Raw genomic sequence first — 21,067 nt, forward strand, 5'->3', positions numbered from 1 at the left:
GCAAATTTAGAAGCGGCTATGGCTCGATTTTCTTCGCATCCAGCCTATTTTCGAGAAAAGCAATTATCTTAGTGCAGGTTAAACCTTTCGCTTCATAGCGACGTTTGGCTGTTCGCTAAACGTAAGCTATTATTGTAAAACGACATCATGCGAAAACATATAATGGATTTAAATCCGAAAACATACGAGCCAATTAATCAACTCACAGAGTTCGTTAAACGGTATTGGACATTAGATGGTGAAAAAGAAAATATACCTCTCAAAAACACCATAGTGCCAGACGGAACCATGAAATTGATTTTTCATTATGGCGATACTTACAAGCATCATGCGCAAAATGGCGAGATAACACTTCTACCAAAGTGCTTTTTAATCGGACAGTTAACAAAGCCCTATGTGATTGAACCCGTAGGCGTAACTGGCAGTTTTGTGGTACAATTTAAACCAAACGGTTTTTTGCCTTTTACATCAATTCCAATAAAGGAAATGGAAAATAGGGCAATTCCCCTAGACATTTTATTTGGACAAGAAGGCATAAAACTTAGCAATCAAATTTTAAATGCAAATTCTACAAGCGAAAGAATTCAAATTATTGAAGCTTTTCTATTCAAACAATTAGCTGATAGAAAGTGTATTGACCATATCGTAAAATCAACTGTTGAAACAATCTTAAATACAAATGGACAGTTTTCTGTAAATGAATTTTCGAAAAATAACAACATAAACCGAAGACAATTAGCACGAAAATTTTCTTCAACAATTGGGTTAAGTCCAAAGCAACTTGCAAAAACGATTAGAATTCAAACGACATTGAAGGTATTATTAAATGAAGAGGTTACAAGCCTAACTGACTTGGCCTATGAAAGCGAGTATTTTGACCAAGCCCATTTTATAAAAGAATTCAAGGAATTCACAGGATTGACACCAAAAGAGTTTTTTGGCGACGATCTTAAAATGTCATTGATTTTTGACAAAAAATAGCCTTGTCCCATTTTTACAATTTTGCCTAATTCGTTGATTCTACTTTTGCATTGCAATAGTGCAAAAACTTAAAAATAATAGCAAAATGGCAAATGTAAATCCAGTTGGTTGGTTTGATATCAATGTAGCAAACTTAGATCGGGCAAAAAAATTCTACGAAACTGTTTTCAATGTTAAGCTTACAGATGCGCCTGTTGAATGGGGTAAACAATCATTCTTCCCTTTCAGTCCGGAAAGCCAAGACATTTCAGGTGCATTAGTGGAAAAAGCCGATTTTGTTCCAAGTAGCAATAATACGGTTGTCTATTTTGAAACTGAAGAAATCACCGCAGAAGAACAAAAAATTGCATCAGCCGGCGGAAAAGTAATACAACCTAAAATGAACATTGGAGAGTTTGGCTTTATCTCTATATTTATAGATACAGAAGGGAACATAGTTGGACTTCATTCACGCAATTAATTTTCAAATGCGATACAACACGAATCTTGCAGATAGAGTTAGAGAGTATCTCGCTGAAAAACCAAATCTAGAAATTGAAGAAAAAGAAATGTTCAATGTTTTAAACTTTATGGTTAATAACAAGACGTGTGTTGGTATAAGCGGTGAGAAGTTAATGCTACGTTTTGATCCAAGCCGACAAGAAGAACTTTACGAGAAAGATGGTTATGAGACCATGTTGATGAAAGGCAAAGAATACACAGGATACTGTTACATAAATCCTGATGGGTTTAAAGACAGAAAGGACTTCGAATTTTTCTTAGAATTATGCCTTGAATACAATAAAGTTGCGAAATCATCCAAAAAGCGAAAGACGAAATAAAACAATGAACTACGAGCAGGGTAAATCGGTAGGTAACTGCGCACCACAAAACCTCCTTGTTTCACAACCGTCTTTTCAAAAAACTAGTACACATTCCAAAATTCAAACCTCGTTTAAGCACTGTTAAACGAGGTTTGTGTTATAATCTGTGAAAATTTGATATTATGAATTTTGCAAACACAAAAAATACCAGAATAAAGCACTTTTATTTTCCTGAATTTAAGGGTACATAATACGTACTGTTTTCAACGGAGTTTCCAATTTCCGCAATCAAATCCAACTTGTAACAATAAATTTTAGGCGCTTTTTTTCTGGTCTAAACCCAACTTTCCGCTTCCATTCAACAATAAAGCTAAGGCCAATCCAATTATTAAAAGATGAAATTCGTAGCCTTCTCCTTTCTGGTTGCCAAACCAATTCATAAAAAAGCCGTATGCTATATGCGATGTTAGAATAATGCCGCTGAATAAGACAACGATGGCGGCTGCCCATATTCGAACGGCAAAACCTAACAGTATCGAGATTGCTCCCACAAATTCAATGACGATCACCAAAAACCCGATAATCCACGGCAAGTGAAGCGTTTCTGTAAAAAAGTTCATGGTTCCCGTAAAGCCGTAGCCGCCAAACCAACCCAACATTTTTTGCGCGCCGTGAGGCAAAACAATACCACCTAAGCTTAAGCGGATAATCAAGCCAACATAGTTGTCTGCTGTTTTAAAAATAGCTTTCATTCTTACTTTTTTAAATTTATTTTTTCGTTTACTAGCTCGGCAATCCTCTTTCCAAAAAGTTCTGCCGTGTGCATGTCTTTCGGAGTGTTCACTTGATGATGCGCGTTATCCGACAGCGTCATAAGTCCTAAGTAACTGGCAAGTCCGTTCGGTTCGTCCAACTGAATGTCGTTCTCAAATTTGGGTAGTATTCCCAACGAAATCCAAAGCATGCTGTGCTGTGCTGCGAAAAGTGCGAGTTGCTGTATGGTGTTTAGCTTATCTCCATTCAGCGTAGAGGAATTGGTAAATCCGGCAGCTAATTTGTCTTTCCATTTCTGTTGATACCAAAATGCCCCCGTCGCTTCCATAAATTTCTTGAATTCAGCGCTTACAGTTCCCATGTACGTTGGCGTTCCAAAAACAAGCGCATCGGCTTCGTGGAGAATCTCGAAATTGGCTTGCGCTTCCAGGGTCGAAACCAATTTAGCATCCGCACTGCGCTCGAGTGCTCCCTTTTGGATGTGTTCGGCAACAATCTTGGTGTGTCCGTAGCCGCTGTGGTATACAATTACGATACTCATAAGTAGTTGTTTTAAAATTCACCACAAAGCAACTACGGCGGAAGCGATAAAAAATTAAACTAGTTTAATTTCGAACAGCTACGGTTCAACCTTCTGGGTTTTAACGCTGCGTCAAACGTTTTCGAAGCATACTTAAAAATACGGGAGTGATTCCGAGGTAAGCGGCAACTTGCTTTTGGGAGAGACGTTGTTCTAACGATGGATATTTTTGTACAAAATCGAGATAGCGCTCTTCGGCGGTTAGTGCCAACGTTTGCTGAATGCGCTTTTGTTGGGCGATAAATGCATTTTGCAATAAAATCCTGAAAAAACGTTCAAATTTGGGCACTCTAGCGTATAAAGTATCGAGGTCGGATTTGGATATTTGAAGTATTTCGGTCTCCTCTAACGCTTCGATGTAGTAAGTCGACGGAGTTTGGCTTAAAAAGCTATATAAATCGCCAATCCACCAATCTTCGACTCCAAACATGACGATGTGTTCTGCTCCGAGTTCGTTTAAGGTATAAGTCTTTGTACAACCACAAATAATAAAGTTTTCGGTACGACAAATCTCACTCGGTCGTAAAATGAACTCCTTTTTTTTAAACGTTTTGTATTGTAAAAGGCTTAAAAAATAGTCGACCTCCGTTCGATCTAAATGGATGTGCTTGTTTACATTAGCAAGAATAATTTCGAATTTTGGCGTGATCAAGTGGTTTAATTGCTGCAATCTACTTTTGCGAAAGTAACAAAGATTATGCTGAAATCTACCGGTGCTGGTCAATCAAAATTACATTCCCATCGGGATCCGAAAGAAAAATACTACCCGGTCCGGTCGTTTGTTCGTCGACTTCTGCCGTAAGGCCAATACCACTGGCTTTTAATTGCGACTGAATCGCGCGAACGTCGTCAAACGGATCGGTTTGCTGCCCGTTTTCGTCCCAGCCCGGATTAAAGGTAAGCAGGTTTCCTTCGAACATTCCTTGAAACAAACCGATTAACGCATTTTCGTTTTTTAAGATCAAATAATTTTGCTCGAAACTTCCCGCAAGGACGGTAAAACCCAACTTTTGATAAAATTCGTGCGATGCCGCCAAATCGGTAACGCTTAAGCTAATTGAAAAAGCTCCTAGTTTCATATTGTTTGCGTTTACTCATTTATCACGCCTTTCTTTCGCTACGTTTAAACAACTACAGCAGGCGCAACAAAATGCTTCTTGAAACAAATATAAAAACTTGGAGCCTTTTTTTATGCTAATTCCTAAAAATCAGGCATTTAAATTTTTGATTATTCGTTTTTATTAACTTTTTCGGTCAAGTTTAAATTGTACCAGTCGATCTGACGTGAAAAGTACATCGACAAGGCTAAGATTACGAAAATTCCGATACTTCCAATTAACAACGCATAATCTTGCAGTTGGATGATCACAAAAATGAAAGCATATAAAATAACGAGAATAGCCGATAATAACAGCGTTAATTTGCTCGATTTTAAAATTGCTCGAACGTATCCAGCAATCAGTAACAAGGTGGATAACGCGGAGACAATAAAGGCAAGGTCAAACGATATATGTTCCGATATCGAAAGAAGTAGTGTGTAAAAGACTATCAGCGCAACACCAACCAAGATGTATTGTATCGGGTGGATGAAGACTTTATTTAAAACTTCAATAAAGAAGAAAACTAAAAAGGTAAATCCAATAAACAAGATCGCGTATTGAACCGAACGATACGCTTTTTGATAATTATCTACCGGTAACAGTAGGTCGATTCCAAAAGCAGATGCGTCTAAATCAAATCGACTGCCGGTCCACATTTGCGGATAGTTTCTGTTTAGGTGCAAAACGTTCCAATTGGCTTTAAAACCGTTTTCCGCTACGCTTCTGGAATCAGGTAGGAAAGCTCCCGTGAAACTTGGGTTTGGCCAGGAAGAACTGAGTTTTACATCGGTTACCTTTCCAACAGGAACGAAATATAAATTCTGACTTCCTTTCAGGTCGAGTGTTAGTTTAAAGCGATAGTTTTCTTTCTGTAGCGGATCAACCAAAACAGCAGCATTTATGCCGGATGCAACCACATCTGTTGACGACACGCCCGGATTAAAAAACAACTGTTGATTGTTCCACTGTAATTCAACCTGTTTTTCAATGCCGCGCAAATCATCGATTCCTACAACAAACTCGGCTTTATCTAATTTTATATTTTGTGGTAGAATATCTAATGCGGAAAAGTCGAGCGCTTTAAAGGTTCCCGTAATCTCTACTTTTGAATTGTACACAACGATGTCGTAGATACCGCGGTTTCTCTTCTCCGGATTTATAGTGCCGGTTATTTCAAGGTTGTCGGGAAGGATGTGAATGTAGTCTTTAACAGCAACAATTTTCTCAGTTGTATCTTTTTTAGACGTTTCACGAACATACTTGATGTAAGGAATAGATAAAATAGGCGCAACTAAGGTTTGTGCTCCAGCCCATTTCGAACTTACTTCTTCAATAGCTTGATTTTGCGTTTGTTCGCGCTCTTGAATTAAATTGTGAACCATTGCGGTCGGAACAAGCAAAAGCAAAACAATGATGATTATGGTCGTTATCTTAAAATAAACGTTGTTCTTCAAGCTTTTTTTAGGGGTTTGCTGTAATTGGCTGCTTTCCATGCTGGGAGTTTTGATTTGTTTTGTGAGTTATGCGAGTTCTATTTTTTTACGTGAGTTCGTTAAAATCTACTTTTTGTCATTTTGCTTTAAAACCTACAGGAATTAGAAGATTGCCCGCATCGTACATATTCAAATACAAGACAATTTCTTTTTCAAGGCCCGCATACGTAATTTTATACTTGTCGAGCATGCCGCTGCCATACGGACTATTTTTCGATTCAAATAAACAGCAACTTCCCATTCTAACATAACTGATGGTTTCGCCATTTGGTCCTGTAAGCGAATTGAGGTATTTGCGTTCGTTCGCGGGTCCGTTGCCAACACCTCCAACCAGAATCGGATTTTTCTCGGTATAACCATACGTTTTATCCGTGCTGTATTTTGAAAGTACAAAAGCAGTACCGTCAGTATTCGAAATAGGGAGTTGGATATTCGCAACACTAGTATTTACCGTACCTTTTGTCGAGGTACACGCAAAAAGTAAAGCACTTACGGCGGTTGTGATAAGTTGTCGTCGCATAGTAATTTGTTTTTAGGTTGTTAAAGATAAATCGATTAAAGAAAACAGAATTCTAATTTACACTATAACGACGTAGCAGTTGCAATATTGTGTGCAAAGATTTTGTTTAAGATTTAACTTTAAGAAAGTGAACTACAAATCTTTCTTTGCGCGATACTTTTGATAACTTGCATAGCCTAAGCTAATTACAGAGTGAGCGAACATGCTCAGATACAGATAACCAAGTAGCTTTAAGCCATAAGGATCTGAGAAAAACTTAGCCTGTGAAAGGAAGATTAAAAGCGAGAAATAAATGGCAAAAATGAACACATTAATGCCAAACCAATACCAAAATGTTTTGGGTCTAGGCCATAGGTACAAGCTTCCGAAAATAAAAGCACCAGGCAGCAGTATGCAGATAAGCGTTAAAAACATAAATCAGCGGTATGAGGAACTACATTTACACCAATGGCTACAAGAATATTTGCTTCAAAAGAAATTAAAAGCACTTCACTATGGCGTGTATTTTTAATCATCTGCCAGATGCCTATTAGCAGTAGCAAGCAGCTATCTTCCTACTGTTTTTCTCCGATCGCGCTCTTTCTTTAATAAATTTAATTCGCGACTGGTTTGCCCGGCTACCGAAGTATTTTCTTCTGCACGTCGAATCAAGTACGGCATAACATCACGTACGGGTCCGAAAGGCAAGTATTTCGCTACATTGTAGCCGTGTGCGGCCAAATTATAACTAATGTTGTCGCTCATTCCGTACAATTGTCCGAAAAATACACGTGTATCATTCTTAGCAATTCCGTGTTCGTCCATCAATTGCATTAAGCGGTATGAGCTCGATTCGTTGTGCGTTCCCGCAAAAATTGCCATGTGCTCTAAATGTTCCATCATGTAGTGCACAGCTGCATCAAAATTCGCATCGGTTGCGGCTTTATCTTTGCAAATCGGAGTAGGGTAGCCCAACTCTTCGGCGCGCTTGTTTTCTTTTTCCATGTATGCGCCGCGCACGAGTTTCATTCCAATATGAAATCCGTCTGCTTTAGCTCTCTCGTGCAATTGCTTCAAATACGGAACACGATCATGACGATAAAGTTGTAAGGTGTTAAAAACTACTGCTTTTTCTTTATTGTATTTGCGCATCATTTGTTCCACAAGATCGTCGGCGGCGTCTTGCATCCAACTCTCTTCACCGTCTATTAAAAGCATCACATTTCCTTGATGTGCTGCGCTGCAAACTCGGTCAAATCGTTCAATAACGCGGTTCCATTCTGCCTGCTCCTCCGAAGTTAAGGATTCTTTTCGGCCTAGTTTTTCATACAGTTCGAATCGGCCAAAGCCCGTTGGTTTAAAGACAGCGAACGGTATGGCTTCGCGAGCAATCGCAAAATCTATGGTGCGTAAAGTCATCGCCAAAGCTGCGTCGAATTGGGCTTCGTCTTCTTTTCCTTCCACCGAATAATCTAAAACCGACGCTACGCCTTTGGTATACATTTTATCAACCACAGGCAAACAATCTTGTTCGTTTACACCACCACAAAAATGATCGAAAACGGTGGCTCTAATCAAACCCTCAACAGGTAAATGTGCTTTGATGGCAAAGTTGGTAACCGCAGTGCCAATGCGAACTAAAGGTTCGTTAGCAATCATCTTGAAAAGAAAATACGCGCGGTCGAGTTCTGTATCGGTTTTTAGAGCAAATGCCGTTTCGGTGTTGTCAAACAATTTTTCCATCGTAATTTTTATGCGTCACAAAGATAACGAGAACGTTTGCGTAGGCAATATTTTTATCGCTTTCTTCACGATTATTTAGGGCGATTTCTCTCGGAAATGTTGCAATTTTGTTCCGTAAAAGTAAAAAATGACATTCCTCAACCATTCCGAACCGGTGCACGATATCTTTGAAGGCGAAAACGGCTATGCAGCTTTAAACGCACTCATCGAAAAAAACAAGTATTCTAAAATTGTGCTGTTTTCAGACGAAGTAGTTTATGATTTGTGGGCAGGTAAATTGCTGCAAGAATTATATGCTGCTCAAGACATCCATACCATTGTGATTGAAGCCGGCGAAGAGCAAAAGCAGTTGGAAATTTGTCGGTTTATCTATGAAGAATTAGCCGATATCGAAGCAGACAAAAGTACCTTGATGATCAACTTTGGCGGTGGAGTAGTAACCGATATCGGCGGATTTATCGCAGCGACATTTAAGCGCGGAATCGACTTTGTGAATGTGCCTACTACACTTTTAGGAATGGTCGATGCTGCTTTGGGTGGTAAAAACGGCATCGATTTAGGTGCGGTGAAAAATCAGATTGGAACAACGGCCATGCCGCAACTGGTTCTTATCGATTGCGCTTTCGCGGAAAGTTTAGAACCCGAAGAAATCTTATCGGGCTTGGCTGAGATGATTAAACACGGCGCTATTGCCGACGCCGCAGTTTTTGAACGATTTGAGCAAGCCTCGTCGTTTTCCATGGCAGCCGATAGCCAGAGCATTTTAGAGTCGGCACAGATAAAAATGCGGATTGTTAGTGAAGATCCGTTTGAAAATGGACTCCGGAAAGTTCTAAATTTTGGACACAGTATTGGTCACGCGCTCGAATCGTATTTGCTGGAAAGCAGTGAAGAACGTGTTTATCACGGTTATTGCGTGGCTGCGGGAATGATCATGGAAAGCCATATGGCCTGGCAAAGCGGATTATTAGCAGAAACCGATTTTAAGCGATTAGTTGCCGTGATCGATCGGTTTTTTGATCGCATAATCATTCCACAAAATGCCGTTCCAAAACTGCTGGAGTTGATGCGTCACGACAAAAAAAATAGGGATGGAAACCTGCGCTATGCACCAATTACCGCCATTGGTTTTGCGAAAGATACGTATATAGCTGATTCACAACAAATTGAAAATGCGATACAATTTTATAATTCCTAACATTAAATTAAATAAATGTAAAGAGTGTTACTTCAATATTTTTTTACATTTGCTGCAATGAAAAGAAACGAAAATTTTGCTAGCAAACCGCATCATTGCAAGGATTCACGGCAGTTTAAACGCCGGTTTTTGGATTTAATAGCCACTAAATTTTCTTTATTGCATTTATTTGACAGTTCGTTGCTGCAATATGCGAGTGCCGAATTGCAAATTATCTACGCCAATATTAGGGTTTGAGAAAGCTGTTTTACACAGTTTTATTGTTCAAATCTTAATTTCTCGCTTTCATGAATACAAAATACTTCGACCTTATCAATCAAACGTACTACTTTCCACAAGAAGAGTTTACGCTTAACAAAGACAATCTCCAATTTCACAACATCGATTTGATGAAGTTGGTGGAGCAATACGGTACGCCATTGAAATTTACGTACTTACCGCAAATTTCAAACAACATCAAGCGCGCGAAAAATTGGTTTCGTAACGCTATGGAAAAGAATAAATACGAAGGCAAGTACTACTACTGCTACTGTACTAAAAGTTCGCACTTTGAATATGTGATGAACGAAGCGTTTAAAAACAATATCCATATTGAAACCTCATCGGCTTTCGACATCAATATTGTAGAACGTTTAATGGAAACCGGTAAAATCAATAAAAATACGTTTATCATTTGTAACGGTTTTAAACGCGACCAGTACATTTCGAATATTGCGCGCTTAATTAATAGCGGACACAAAAACTGTATTCCGATTATCGATAATTACGAAGAATTGGATTTGTTGCAAGCCGAAATTAAAGGAAAGTTTAAAATCGGAATTCGTATTGCCGCCGAGGAAGAACCGAAGTTCGAATTTTATACGTCGCGCTTGGGTATTGGGTACAAGAATATTCTGGCTTTCTACAAGAAGCAAATTCAAGACAATAAAAAGGTGGAATTGAAAATGCTCCACTTTTTCATCAATACCGGTATTAACGACAACGCCTACTACTGGAACGAGTTGGTCAAATGTATTAAGGTGTATATCGCTTTGAAGAAAGAATGCCCGTCGCTCGATGGTTTGAATATTGGAGGCGGATTTCCGATTAAAAATTCGTTAGCCTTTGAGTACGATTATCAGTATATGATCGACGAAATCATCAACCAAATTAAAATTGCATGCGACGAAGCTGAGGTTGATGTTCCGAACATTTTTACAGAGTTTGGTTCGTTTACGGTGGGCGAAAGCGGCGGAGCGATTTACCAGATTTTGTACCAAAAGCAACAAAACGACCGTGAGAAGTGGAATATGATCGATTCGTCGTTTATTACTACTTTGCCAGATACTTGGGCCATCAACAAGCGTTTTATTATGTTGGCCATAAATCGTTGGAACGACACCTACGAACGTGTACTTTTGGGCGGCATGACTTGTGATAGCGACGATTATTACAACTCGGAACAAAACATGAACGCCATTTATTTGCCGAAATACAATAAAGAGAAACCGCTTTACATTGGGTTTTTCAATATTGGAGCGTATCAAGAAACCATTGGTGGTTACGGCGGATTGCATCACTGTTTAATTCCGCAGCCCAAGCACATTTTGATTGATCGCGATGAAAACGGCATATTAGCAACCGAAGTTTTTTCGGAACAACAAACGTCAGATCAAGTACTTAGTATACTTGGTTATAAATAAAAGAAATTAAATTTGAGATATGAATAAGGGACCGATTAGCCAGTTTATTACGAAGCATTATTTGCACTTTAATTCAGCTGCTTTAGTTGATGCTGCCAAAGCGTACGAAGCACAATTAGAGAATGGTGCGAAGATGATGGTAACTTTGGCGGGAGCTATGAGTACAGCCGAAATCGGTAAGATTTTTGCAGAAATGATTCGCCGTGATAAAGTACAGATTATTTCATGTACAGGTGCGAACTTAGAAGAAGATATTATGAATTTGGTAGCGCACTCACACTACGAGCGCGTGCCAAACTACCGCGATTTAACGCCGGAACAAGAATGGGATTTGTTGGAACGTGGTTTAAATCGCGTTACCGATACCTGTATCCCAGAACACGAAGCGTTTAGACGTTTGCAAAAGCACATTTATAAAATTTGGAAAGATGCCGACGATAAGGGAGAACGTTACTTTCCGCACGAATTCATGTACAAAATGTTGTTGTCGGGCGTTTTGGAAGAATATTACGAAATTGATTTGAAAGACAGTTGGATGTACGCTGCCGCGGAAAAGAACTTGCCTATTATTGTTCCAGGTTGGGAAGACAGCACGATGGGTAATATTTTCGCCTCGTATGTTATCAAAGGCGATTTAAAAGCCTCGACAATGAAAAGCGGGATTGAATACATGACGTTCTTGGCCGATTGGTACACGAAAAACAGCAAATCGGGCGTAGGTTTCTTCCAGATTGGTGGAGGTATTGCGGGCGATTTCCCAATTTGTGTCGTACCGATGTTGTACCAAGATATGGAAATGCACGATGTTCCGTTTTGGAGCTATTTCTGTCAAATCTCCGACAGTACAACCAGTTACGGTTCGTATTCTGGAGCGGTACCGAACGAAAAAATTACTTGGGGAAAATTAGATATAACAACTCCAAAATTTATCATAGAATCTGATGCTACAATCGTTGCGCCTCTTATTTTTGCGTACTTGTTAGATATGTAAAGTTAAAAAGCAAACGCCCTTTCCTATTTATAAAGCGATGAAAAGAATTATTGTTGATTACTCCAAACTTACAAACGAGATTTTGAATTTGCTGGTCGAGAAATTTCCCGACGGCTACGACGATTCAAACATTATTCGATTTAAAAACCACAAAGGCGAAACCATCGAAGCGGTGGAAGTACGCACGGAAGACACCATTTATTTGGTGAAAATTTCGACTAAATTGGCCGATAGAATGGTGAATTTTGAAGATGAAGAAGATGTAGTAGTGCCGTTAGAGCCAATTAAAGGCATTGATTTGGGCGATGATGCGGATGATGTAGATGCAGACGATGATGCCGACGACGATGTTAACAACGATCGTCCGGAATTTGATGATGAAGACGATTTCGATTCCGATCCGGCTGATGTGGCCGACGACGAAGACGACGAAGAATAATTAGTATAAAAATCCGATGCCAAAAACATCGGATTTTTTTTTGCTTGTACTTTCAGCCAGAACTGCCGAAACGATTTTCGAATGAAGCACAAAAGTTGGAAGGGAACGCTTAATGAGAGAAAAGAATTCAATATTAAACTACTTACTCGCTCACGGCGATTCGAAAATTTTAAAGTTTAGAAATATTGCCTTATTTTTCGGCTTCGATATCGAATTATGATGGAAACACACGCCGCTTTATTGGCGCACTTGCGCGGGAAAATCGACTTTAGCGAGTCGGAATTACTTGATTTCGCATCGTTTTTTAAGCGTACGACTATTAAAAAGCGGCAATTTATTATACAGCCGGACTTCACCGCAAAATACCGAAATTATGTTGTTCAAGGAGCTTTTAGAGCGTATGTAGTTGGCGACTTTGGCGAAGAGCATACCATACAATTTGCCGTGGAAGATTGGTGGATCTCGGATTACAACAGCTATATATTTCAGCAACCCGCATCAATGTTTGTTGTGGCTTTAGAAGATAGTGTTGTTTTGCAAATCGATTACGAGTCGGAACAAATGCTTAAAGCCAAGCACCACAAATACGAGACGTTTTTTAGAATTATGGCCGAACGTTCGTTTGCCGGTTTACAGCGTCGTTTGATTATTAATTTAACTAAAACCGCCGAGGAACGTTACACCGAATTTGAGACAAAATACCCAAATATTGCCAATCGGGTGCCGCAATATGCGCTGGCATCTTTTCTGGGAATGACAACTCAATACTTATCAAAGCTAAGAAACACGCGGGTTCAGTCGAAAAAGTTAATCTAGTTTACTTTTTTTTCTTCACTTAGTTTCACTTGATTTCCTCAACTAGTTGATTGTGTTCAGCTGCCTTGTTGGCGCAACTTTGTCTTGTCAATATCGACATAACATTCTTAAAACAAAGTATTATGAACACAACAGCAAAAAGAACATTTTCAGTTCCACAACGCGAGGAAGTCTCAACCGTTAATCAAGGCATTTTCGACAATCTGCACAAAATGATTGGTTTTGTGCCCAATTTGTATGCTTTTTATGCACACAACGAAACGGCTTTGTCTGATTATCTAGCGCTCCAAAATCGCAAAAGCACCCTTACGGGTAAACAACGTGAAGTAATCAATTTGGTTACGAGTCAGATTAACGGTTGTCGCTACTGCCAATCGGCACACAGTGTATTCGGAAAATATGCCGGATTAAGTGAAGAGCAAATTTTGGAAGTGCGCGGCGGTTCGGCCTCCTTTGATCCGAAGTTGGATGCTTTGGTGCGCTTTACAGCAGAAGTGGTTAGCAACCGAGGTAAAGTAAGCGAAGACGCTAAAGAACTTTTCTTTCAAGCCGGTTATAGCGTTGCCAACTTAATTGATGTGGTGATTGTGGTAGGCGATAAAATCATCAGCAACTACTTACACAATTTGACCGGAATTGAAATCGACTGGCCATTGGCTGATCAGCTTTAATCAGCAATCGCGAATCTAAAAAAATCTAAAAATCTAAAAATCCCAGAAATCATGAAAACTCAAAATTTTATAGCAGCAATTTTATTTGCAACAGCGTCGATTACAGCAGTGGCGCAACAAAACAAAACCGTTAACACTATCTCATTAAAAGGAGATAAATTATTTCCGGAAGGAATACACACCTTACCCAATGGCGACTTATTAGTAGGCGGATTTGGCGACGGTTCGATACAACGAATCGACAGTAAAGATCAGATTTCTTATTTCAGCGCTCCTGGTCAGAACGGTTTGGTAATCGCTGTAGGTATGGCCGTTGACGAGAAAAACAACCGTCTTTGGGTAGCAAACTTCAACTTCAAGACGTCAAGCGGCAATCCGGGCAGCAATTTTAAAGTTTTTGATTTAAAAAGTGGAAAATTGCTGAAAACGATCCCCGAAAACTTTATTGATGGAGCTTTTTTCAACGAAGTAACCTTAGATCCTCAAGGTAATGCCTATGTATCGGATACCTTCGGACCTAATATTTGGAAGACTTCCTTTGCAGACAGTAAGCCCGAAGTGTTTGTGAGCGATCCGTTGTTAAAAAATCCGGCGCCAGACCAACCTTTTGGATTGAATGGTCTGACAATTACACCAGATTCGAAGTATTTAATTGCATCGGTTATGAACCGAACAATAAAAGGAGGCGGAACCTTGGTAAGAATACATTTAGGAACTAAAGAAGTAACACCAATAAAGTTACAAGACGATAATGCCACAAAATCATTTTCAGGATCCGATGGTATGTTTTTTTACAAGGGTCGGCTATTAATGGTTAATGTTTATTCGCAAGCTGGAGCAATATTCTCAGCTCAATTTAACAAAGACTACACTCAAGCCACGCTAACGATACACGACAAATTTCAATCGGTTTACGACAGACCAACTGCTTCTGCGATACGAAACGGCAAATTGTACACGGTAAACAGTCAGTTAAATCACATTATTGACGATAAAGACGGAAAGCTTAACACACCTCCAGTACTGCCATTTAAAGTAGTGAGTGTACCCTTAAACGAATTGTTGAAATAAAAAGCAAAGGCCATTCTGAAGGAAAAAGAGTGGCCTTTTAATGCCCAACTAGCAATGGAAACCACTACTATAAATTCAAAATTTGAGGGAAGTAATTACGCTACTGTCATAAGCAATGGTAAACATCAAATTATTAATGATGAACCCATCGAGGACGGTGGCCAGGATAAAGGACTAAACCCTTATGAGTTAATACTCGCTGGACTCGCAACTTGTACCACTGCAACTGTAAAAATGTATGCTGATCGAAAAGGTTGGAAAATTGGTAAAATGAGCATTACCGCGATCTTAGAAGAGAACAATGTTAGTCGTATCATTAAAACAACTATTGAGATTACGGGGAACATTACTGAAGAACAGAAAAGCAGATTGTTATTGATAGCCAAAAAATGTCCTGTACACAAACTGTTATCAGCGGGTAATCAAATAGAGACAATTCTTAATTAAAAAGACTTAACATGATACTTAGTAACATTCAATCATTAGAAGATCAATTAAACGATTTTAAAGAAAAGTGGATTTCTGAAGTAGATTCGACTGTTTCGGATACTTTTCAAAAAGGTATCGATGAATTAGTTGAAAATCAAATGAGTAGCAACGCGTTGCGTCAAGGAGATTATTCAATCGATTTTATGCTAAAAGATGCAGCCGGAAATACGGTTTCGCTTAAAGAAAAATTAAAACAGGGAAGGGTAGTGCTTACGTGGTATCGCGGAGGTTGGTGTCCGTATTGCAATTTAACCTTAAGAAATCTGCAAAGCTTCATCCCTGAATTTGAAAAACGAAACACCAAATTAGTGGCATTAACGCCAGAACTTCCCGACCATTCGCTGACTACCAAAGAAAAAAATGAGCTGACATTCGATGTGTTAACCGATATTAACAACGAAGTAGCCAGAAAATACGGTTTGGTTTTCAAAGTTAGCGATGAAGTAAATTCATTTTACAAGAAATTCCACGATTTACTGGACTTTAATGGAGGAAGCGGAGATGAATTACCCTTGACAGCTACGTACGTAATCGAACAAAATGGATTAATTAGTTACAGTTTTGTTGATGTTGATTACCGCAAAAGAGCTGAACCAGCAGAAATAGTTGCGCATTTGCAGAATAATTAAAAACCTAAAACGAATTCAGATGTTTCATTTAAATAATTTTAAAGTACTGATTACTGGCGGTAGCAAAGGAATTGGTAAAGCTTCGGTTGAGCTTTTCCTGGAGCTAGGAGCAACGGTTTTATTCACAGCTCGCAACGAAAACGACGTTCGTGACTTAGAAGAAAATTTGCTCAATAAATACAATTCCGTAAAAGGATTGGTAGCTGATGTAACTAACTCGGTCGATATAGAAAAAGTTAAACAATATATCCAAAGCAACTGGGGTTCACTGGATGTTCTGGTCAATAATGCCGGTACGAACTTAAGAAAGCCAACTGTTGACTACACCGAAAGTGAATACCAATTTGTAGTTGATACCAATATCAAAGCGCCATTTATGATGAGCAAATCCTTGTATCCCTTGTTGCAAAAATCGGATTATCCCTCAATCATTAACGTAGCTTCTATTGCGGGTTTATTGGATGTTCGTACGGGTTCTCCTTACGGCATTTCTAAAGCCGGTATCTTGCAATTTACGCGCAATCTGGCAGTTGAGTGGGCGATCGACAAGATAAGAGTAAATGCAGTATCGCCTTGGTTTACCGAAACGCCACTTACCGCCGGATTGTTAGAAGACACCGCTAAAGTACAGGAGGTAATTTCAAGAACCCCGCTACGGAGAGTTGCAAAACCCCTAGAAATGGCCCATGCTATTGCTTTTTTAGCAATGCCAGCGTCATCATACATCACCGGTCAAAATCTGATTGTTGATGGCGGAATGTCGGTCAATGCGCTGTAGCAGACTTAGTCAAAAAAAATAGACGAAAGTGCCTATCAAAAAAAACACTTAAAAAAACATTAATCAATTGTTACACAAATTTAAAGAAGAATAAAAATGAGAAATTTAGCTTTATTATTGTTTGTTGTTGTATTATCTACAACAAGCTTTGCACAATCAGCTGCTAAAAGAAAAGCAGCTTTCAATTTAGAAAATAATGTTGCCATTCAGGGCTATGATCCGGTGGCATATTTTACACAAAAGAAGGCCGTAAAAGGAAAATCTTCGATAGCAACCCAATACGAAGGAGTAACCTATTATTTTGCCACACCAGCCAATAAAGATTTGTTCCTGAAAAACCCCGACCAATACGAACCACAGTACGGCGGATGGTGCGCATATGCCATGGGTGCAACCGGAGAAAAAGTTGAAGTTGATCCGGAAACATTTAAAATTGTTAACGGCAAATTGAATCTGTTTTACAATGCATTTTTTAATAATACGCTGAAATCTTGGAATAAAGATGAAGCCAACCTAAAGGCTAAAGCGGATGCGAACTGGAAAAAAATTATAAAAAAAATAACGATATGAAAACGAATGTAACAACACTGATTGCCAAAGGAATAATAGTGGTAATTTTACTTCAAACCTTATTTTTCAAATTTTCTGCGGCCCAAGAAAGCGTCTATATCTTTACGACACTTGGCATAGAACCTTATGGCAGAATTGGATCTGGTATTGTTGAACTTATTGCATCCATACTAATACTCGTGCCAAGAACAACACTAATCGGAGCTTTATTGGCTTTAGGTACCATGAGTGGAGCTATACTTTCGCACCTTTTGTTTTTAGGCATTGAAGTAAAAGGCGACGGCGGACTTTTATTTATTCTTGCAACCGTTACTTTTGCTTCTAGTTTGTACTTGATTTTTAAGGAAAGAAGCAAAATACCAGATCTTTTAAAATTAAAAATCTAATTTGATTGATCCGACAGTTAACCGGAGCTGTCATCCCGTTACAGCGGTTTTAGTCTATTCACGTTCAAAGAACTCTAAAGTTGGCAAACGCTTGATAAGCAAAAGCACATTCGCTTATCCACGTTTTTTTCCGGTAACGATTTTCCAGCCCCGATGGCAGTGAAAAGCCCGGAAATGCGAAAACGTTGCTGGCGTTGCGTGGCAGCGGCGACCGGCAGGAAGCCAATGCCGAGCGTACGACAGCCGTTTTGGCATTGAGGACTTGCAACGAACAGCGGGAATTGCTGGCCCAAAAAACAAATCGATGGTAAATGTAAGCTAGCCGACATTTTAGCTTGGGGCGCTGCAGTAGTTTTGACCTTAATAAACTTAGTATCATGAGAACATTAGTGCTGATTGTTTGTAGTTTTTTACTTTTTGGCTGTTCGGAAGAAGGCGTACTTACCTCGGGCCGCGTTGCAGAAGAAATTGCACCCGACGCTACGCTGCAATACGCGGGGAATTTTGCTCCAACCTCAGGAATTACCGTTTCTGGTGGTGCGCAAATTTACTTCTCGGAAGGCACTTATAAGTTGCAACTAACGGATTTTTCGATTTCAAACGGACCCGATTTAAAAGTGTATTTATCGCAAGCGGCCGTTCCGAGCAACTTTGTAAATCTCGGCAATTTAAGTGCGCAAACGGTTTATGAAATCCCCAATTCGGTAGTGGTTTCCGACTACGATTACGTACTTATTCATTGCCAACAATACAATCATTTATTTGCGGTAACTGCTTTAACTCAAAACTAAGACTATGAAAAAGTTAATGCTTGTTGCCTTTTTGTTCTTTGGGAGTAAAGCACTGTTTGCCCAAGGTTGTAGCGACGCGGGAATTTGTTCGATTGATAAGGGTTTTGACACAGAAACCGACTCGGTTCGCCATGTGATCGAAACAGCCGTGGTTTACAGTTTGGGAGAAGCCGATGTAAAGTACGTGTCGCCATACGTAGCTTACACGAAGCATTTTTCATCGAAGTTTTCGTTTACGGCGCGCGTTACGTATTCGACAGCTACTGGAAGTTTTGGAACGCGATCGCAATTTGGCGATGCTTTTCTAATCGGAAACTATCGTTTTAAACCGACGAAGCAAAAGCAATGGAGCGCACTTTTGGGATTTAAGTTTCCGTTTACCGCTTCGAATCTGAAAATTAACGGCTATTCGTTGCCGCTCGATTACCAATCGAGTTTAGGAACCATAGATGTTTTGGCGGGAACAACCTTAAAGACAGGTAGTTTCGATTGGCAATTGGCTGTACAAGTGCCTGTGGTGAATTTGAATCGCAATTCGTATTTCAGTGAATACAGCGGTACGACCGATTTTCCGTCGACTAATTTATTCGAGCGGAAACCCGATGCGCTTTTTAGAGCTACGTACACCTGGCAAACGCCTTCGCGGAAGCTGAGTTTTAGACCAAATGTGTTGTTTATTTATCACTTGGGTGAAGATACGTATGAGAATATTTTTAGTGAACGCGTGCCGATTGCAGGTTCAGACGGATTGACCGTAAATTTAAACGGCGCGGCGAGTTATCGGTTAACCCGCAAACAGCAATTGGAAGTGTCGGTGGCGGCTCCAGTTGTGGTTCGAGATGTGCGCCCCGACGGATTGACGCGGAGTTTTGTACTGGGCGTTAGTTACCAATATTCATTTTAAAATTAGAGAAATAAAGTATGAGAAAGTTCATTTTTAAGATGATGCTTTTATATGCATCGTTTTTGCAAGCACAAACCAATCAGAAGAATGGTGTTGCTATCGAAGGTCACGATCCAGTGGCGTATTTTACCCTAAGTAAAGCAGTAAAGGGAAGCAAGCAATTGCAAGCCAAATTTGAAGACGCTACGTATTATTTTGCCACGGCTGAGAACAAGCAACTATTTGAGGAAAATCCGCGCAAGTATATTCCGCAATACGGCGGATACTGCGCCTACGGGATGTCGAATGGATATAAAGCACCCATTCAGCCGGAAGCGTTTACGATTGTCGACGGCAAGTTGTATTTGAATTACAACACAGAAGTTCGCACGGAATGGCAAAAGGAACGAGACGTGCGAATAACGCGAGCCAACGAAAATTGGAGTAAAATGCATAAAGCAAAATAAGCAAAGAAACAGGGTTAATTTTCTATGTGTGTTTGGTTGGGGATTATCGGTTAGCGGTAGTCCCTTTTTGGTTTTTGCGCATTTTTGATCAATCGATTTTTTAAAATATTTGGCTACATTAGTTTATCTAAACTTAGCCTTCATCAGATGACTAAAGCAGCCACTTCTATTTTACTTTTTTTTACGACTTTTTTTTCGTTCGCCAACGATGGTGCTTATTTCGGAAGCGGCAATCATTTAGTTCCGATAAATGAATCAAGTATAAGCGTTAAGAAAGAAATTCTAACCTTGAAAAAGCGTAATAACTTGCAAATGGAAGTCACAGTGTATTACGAGTTCTACAATCCTGGCCAAGGGAAAAATCTAAAAGTAGGATTTGAAGCTTTCGCACCGCAAGGAGATGCTACAAAGATTAATGAATCCAAACGTCATCCTTACATGCATAATTTTACTGTAGAGTTGAATTCTGCCATTTTAGGATACGATGTTTCTTATTTGCCTCGTGAAAATCCGCTGAACGAAGATTCGTTAGGAAAAAGCATGGACTTTCAAACAATTAAAAATCAAGTAAATGAAGGCGAGTTTGATTTTATTTACGTGTATCATTTCGATGCATTTTTAAAAAATGGCTTAAATATTATAAAGCATACTTATACAGTTGATCTTTCAAATTCGGTTGAATATCTTTATTCGTTTAGTTACATACTCACGGCAGCAAAACGCTGGGCGAATAAACAAATCGACGATTTTACCTTGATAATTGACATGGGAGCATTCGAAGCTTTTACACTGAATAAAACCTTCTTTGATCGTGCCGATGAATGGATTTTAAACGGAATTGGACGATTTGAAAACACGACAGCATCTGAAAATCAGCCAGCAGTTAATTTTTACATGCAAAATGGCACATTACAGTTTCAGAAAACCAATTTCAAAATTCAAGGTGATTTGTTTTTAAGTAGTGAAAAACGATATGGATTTACGGAAAATAGCTTTTTATCATTTTCGTATCGGATTCATGAATTTCCGCCTACTCCAAAAACACCTTTGGAACGAAGAATTTATAGAAATTTGCCTTATGCCAGACGAGGTTATGTGTTTAAAAATCAGGAATTAGCTACATTTTACAAGAAGTTTGTTTGGTATATTCCCGATCCCAATTTTATCCCAGATTTTAACGCACTTTCCGAGATCGAAAAAGCATGGATTAACAAACTAGGCAACGAATAATAG

27 protein-coding genes are annotated in these 21,067 nt (G+C 39.3%); 20 read left to right on the forward strand and 7 right to left on the reverse strand.

The features are described 5' to 3' along the window. Positions 1-147: 147 nt before the first annotated feature. From Q0064_RS07365 to Q0064_RS07375, 3 genes are all read left to right on the forward strand, one after another. The gene (locus Q0064_RS07365) at positions 148-981 is read left to right on the forward strand and encodes a helix-turn-helix domain-containing protein (protein ID WP_298146520.1); all 834 of its coding nucleotides are present in this window, start codon (positions 148-150) and stop codon (positions 979-981) included. An 85-nt stretch (positions 982-1,066) separates the two neighbouring features. Beyond that, entirely contained in the window at positions 1,067-1,441 is a 375-nt protein-coding gene (locus tag Q0064_RS07370) for a VOC family protein (protein ID WP_298146525.1), read from the forward strand. Positions 1,442-1,448: 7 nt separating this feature from the next. Next, positions 1,449-1,802, forward strand: a complete 354-nt coding sequence (locus Q0064_RS07375) for a TfoX/Sxy family protein (RefSeq protein WP_298146528.1) — start codon at positions 1,449-1,451, stop codon at positions 1,800-1,802. Between the two features lie 296 nt (positions 1,803-2,098). Here the strand turns inward: Q0064_RS07375 and Q0064_RS07380 are convergent, their stop codons facing one another. The 6 genes from Q0064_RS07380 to Q0064_RS07405 all read right to left on the reverse strand — a co-directional run bounded on the left by Q0064_RS07380 (position 2,099) and on the right by Q0064_RS07405 (position 6,251). Continuing rightward, positions 2,099-2,536 (reverse strand): DoxX family protein, encoded by a 438-nt coding sequence (locus Q0064_RS07380; protein WP_298146531.1) that lies wholly within the window; start codon positions 2,534-2,536, stop codon positions 2,099-2,101. Positions 2,537-2,538: 2 nt separating this feature from the next. After that, positions 2,539-3,099, reverse strand: a complete 561-nt coding sequence (locus tag Q0064_RS07385) for a flavodoxin family protein (protein ID WP_298146534.1) — start codon at positions 3,097-3,099, stop codon at positions 2,539-2,541. A gap of 100 nt (positions 3,100-3,199) precedes the next feature. Then, on the reverse strand, positions 3,200-3,808 hold the full coding sequence (locus Q0064_RS07390; RefSeq protein WP_298146537.1) for a Crp/Fnr family transcriptional regulator: 609 nt from the start codon (positions 3,806-3,808) through the stop codon (positions 3,200-3,202). A gap of 37 nt (positions 3,809-3,845) precedes the next feature. After that, complete coding sequence (locus tag Q0064_RS07395) at positions 3,846-4,217, reverse strand: VOC family protein (protein ID WP_298146540.1); 372 nt, start codon at positions 4,215-4,217, stop codon at positions 3,846-3,848. A gap of 149 nt (positions 4,218-4,366) precedes the next feature. Next, positions 4,367-5,731, reverse strand: coding sequence for a cell envelope integrity protein CreD (gene creD / locus Q0064_RS07400; RefSeq protein ID WP_298146543.1), 1,365 nt, complete (start codon positions 5,729-5,731; stop codon positions 4,367-4,369). Between the two features lie 76 nt (positions 5,732-5,807). Next, complete coding sequence (locus Q0064_RS07405; protein WP_298146546.1) at positions 5,808-6,251, reverse strand: 2-dehydro-3-deoxyphosphooctonate aldolase; 444 nt, start codon at positions 6,249-6,251, stop codon at positions 5,808-5,810. A gap of 301 nt (positions 6,252-6,552) precedes the next feature. Here Q0064_RS07405 and Q0064_RS07410 point away from each other — a divergent pair, with 301 nt between their 5' ends. Beyond that, complete coding sequence (locus tag Q0064_RS07410) at positions 6,553-6,762, forward strand: hypothetical protein (protein ID WP_298146548.1); 210 nt, start codon at positions 6,553-6,555, stop codon at positions 6,760-6,762. Positions 6,763-6,797: 35 nt separating this feature from the next. Here the strand turns inward: Q0064_RS07410 and Q0064_RS07415 are convergent, their stop codons facing one another. Beyond that, positions 6,798-7,973 (reverse strand): proline dehydrogenase family protein, encoded by a 1,176-nt coding sequence (locus Q0064_RS07415; protein WP_298146551.1) that lies wholly within the window; start codon positions 7,971-7,973, stop codon positions 6,798-6,800. A 127-nt stretch (positions 7,974-8,100) separates the two neighbouring features. Here Q0064_RS07415 and aroB point away from each other — a divergent pair, with 127 nt between their 5' ends. The 16 genes from aroB (at position 8,101) to Q0064_RS07495 (ending at position 21,064) form a co-directional block, all read left to right on the forward strand. Continuing rightward, positions 8,101-9,171 carry a 3-dehydroquinate synthase gene (aroB, locus tag Q0064_RS07420; protein ID WP_298146554.1) on the forward strand — a complete coding sequence of 357 codons (1,071 nt, stop codon included), beginning with the start codon at positions 8,101-8,103 and terminating at the stop codon, positions 9,169-9,171. A 287-nt stretch (positions 9,172-9,458) separates the two neighbouring features. Beyond that, positions 9,459-10,853, forward strand: a complete 1,395-nt coding sequence (locus tag Q0064_RS07425; protein WP_298146556.1) for an arginine decarboxylase — start codon at positions 9,459-9,461, stop codon at positions 10,851-10,853. A gap of 19 nt (positions 10,854-10,872) precedes the next feature. Next, positions 10,873-11,844, forward strand: coding sequence for a deoxyhypusine synthase family protein (locus Q0064_RS07430; protein WP_298146559.1), 972 nt, complete (start codon positions 10,873-10,875; stop codon positions 11,842-11,844). A gap of 37 nt (positions 11,845-11,881) precedes the next feature. Continuing rightward, complete coding sequence (locus tag Q0064_RS07435; protein WP_298146563.1) at positions 11,882-12,283, forward strand: DNA primase; 402 nt, start codon at positions 11,882-11,884, stop codon at positions 12,281-12,283. Positions 12,284-12,499: 216 nt separating this feature from the next. Continuing rightward, positions 12,500-13,099, forward strand: coding sequence for a Crp/Fnr family transcriptional regulator (locus Q0064_RS07440; protein WP_298146565.1), 600 nt, complete (start codon positions 12,500-12,502; stop codon positions 13,097-13,099). 122 nt (positions 13,100-13,221) lie between these two features. Further along, on the forward strand, positions 13,222-13,770 hold the full coding sequence (locus Q0064_RS07445) for a carboxymuconolactone decarboxylase family protein (RefSeq protein WP_298146568.1): 549 nt from the start codon (positions 13,222-13,224) through the stop codon (positions 13,768-13,770). Between the two features lie 51 nt (positions 13,771-13,821). Next, on the forward strand, positions 13,822-14,841 hold the full coding sequence (locus tag Q0064_RS07450; protein ID WP_298146570.1) for a hypothetical protein: 1,020 nt from the start codon (positions 13,822-13,824) through the stop codon (positions 14,839-14,841). Between the two features lie 54 nt (positions 14,842-14,895). Continuing rightward, complete coding sequence (locus Q0064_RS07455; RefSeq protein WP_298146573.1) at positions 14,896-15,288, forward strand: OsmC family protein; 393 nt, start codon at positions 14,896-14,898, stop codon at positions 15,286-15,288. An 11-nt stretch (positions 15,289-15,299) separates the two neighbouring features. Continuing rightward, on the forward strand, positions 15,300-15,959 hold the full coding sequence (locus Q0064_RS07460) for a peroxiredoxin-like family protein (RefSeq protein ID WP_298146575.1): 660 nt from the start codon (positions 15,300-15,302) through the stop codon (positions 15,957-15,959). A 19-nt stretch (positions 15,960-15,978) separates the two neighbouring features. Continuing rightward, complete coding sequence (locus Q0064_RS07465; RefSeq protein ID WP_298146578.1) at positions 15,979-16,737, forward strand: SDR family oxidoreductase; 759 nt, start codon at positions 15,979-15,981, stop codon at positions 16,735-16,737. A gap of 96 nt (positions 16,738-16,833) precedes the next feature. Next, a complete protein-coding gene (locus Q0064_RS07470) occupies positions 16,834-17,307 on the forward strand; it encodes a YHS domain-containing (seleno)protein (protein WP_298146581.1) in 474 nt (157 codons plus the stop codon). Beyond that, positions 17,304-17,693, forward strand: coding sequence for a DoxX family protein (locus Q0064_RS07475; RefSeq protein ID WP_298146584.1), 390 nt, complete (start codon positions 17,304-17,306; stop codon positions 17,691-17,693). Before Q0064_RS07470 ends, Q0064_RS07475 begins: the two co-directional genes overlap by 4 nt. Positions 17,694-18,070: 377 nt before the next feature. Continuing rightward, entirely contained in the window at positions 18,071-18,484 is a 414-nt protein-coding gene (locus Q0064_RS07480) for a DM13 domain-containing protein (protein ID WP_298146587.1), read from the forward strand. 4 nt (positions 18,485-18,488) lie between these two features. Beyond that, positions 18,489-19,388: a hypothetical protein gene (locus Q0064_RS07485; RefSeq protein WP_298146590.1), complete on the forward strand. Its 900-nt coding sequence runs from the start codon at positions 18,489-18,491 to the stop codon at positions 19,386-19,388. Positions 19,389-19,405: 17 nt separating this feature from the next. After that, a complete protein-coding gene (locus Q0064_RS07490) occupies positions 19,406-19,834 on the forward strand; it encodes a YHS domain-containing (seleno)protein (protein ID WP_298146593.1) in 429 nt (142 codons plus the stop codon). Between the two features lie 147 nt (positions 19,835-19,981). Then, positions 19,982-21,064: a YARHG domain-containing protein gene (locus Q0064_RS07495; protein ID WP_298146595.1), complete on the forward strand. Its 1,083-nt coding sequence runs from the start codon at positions 19,982-19,984 to the stop codon at positions 21,062-21,064. Positions 21,065-21,067: the final 3 nt, after the last annotated feature.

This window comes from Flavobacterium sp. (assembly GCF_027490375.1).
Classification (GTDB): domain Bacteria; phylum Bacteroidota; class Bacteroidia; order Flavobacteriales; family Flavobacteriaceae; genus Flavobacterium.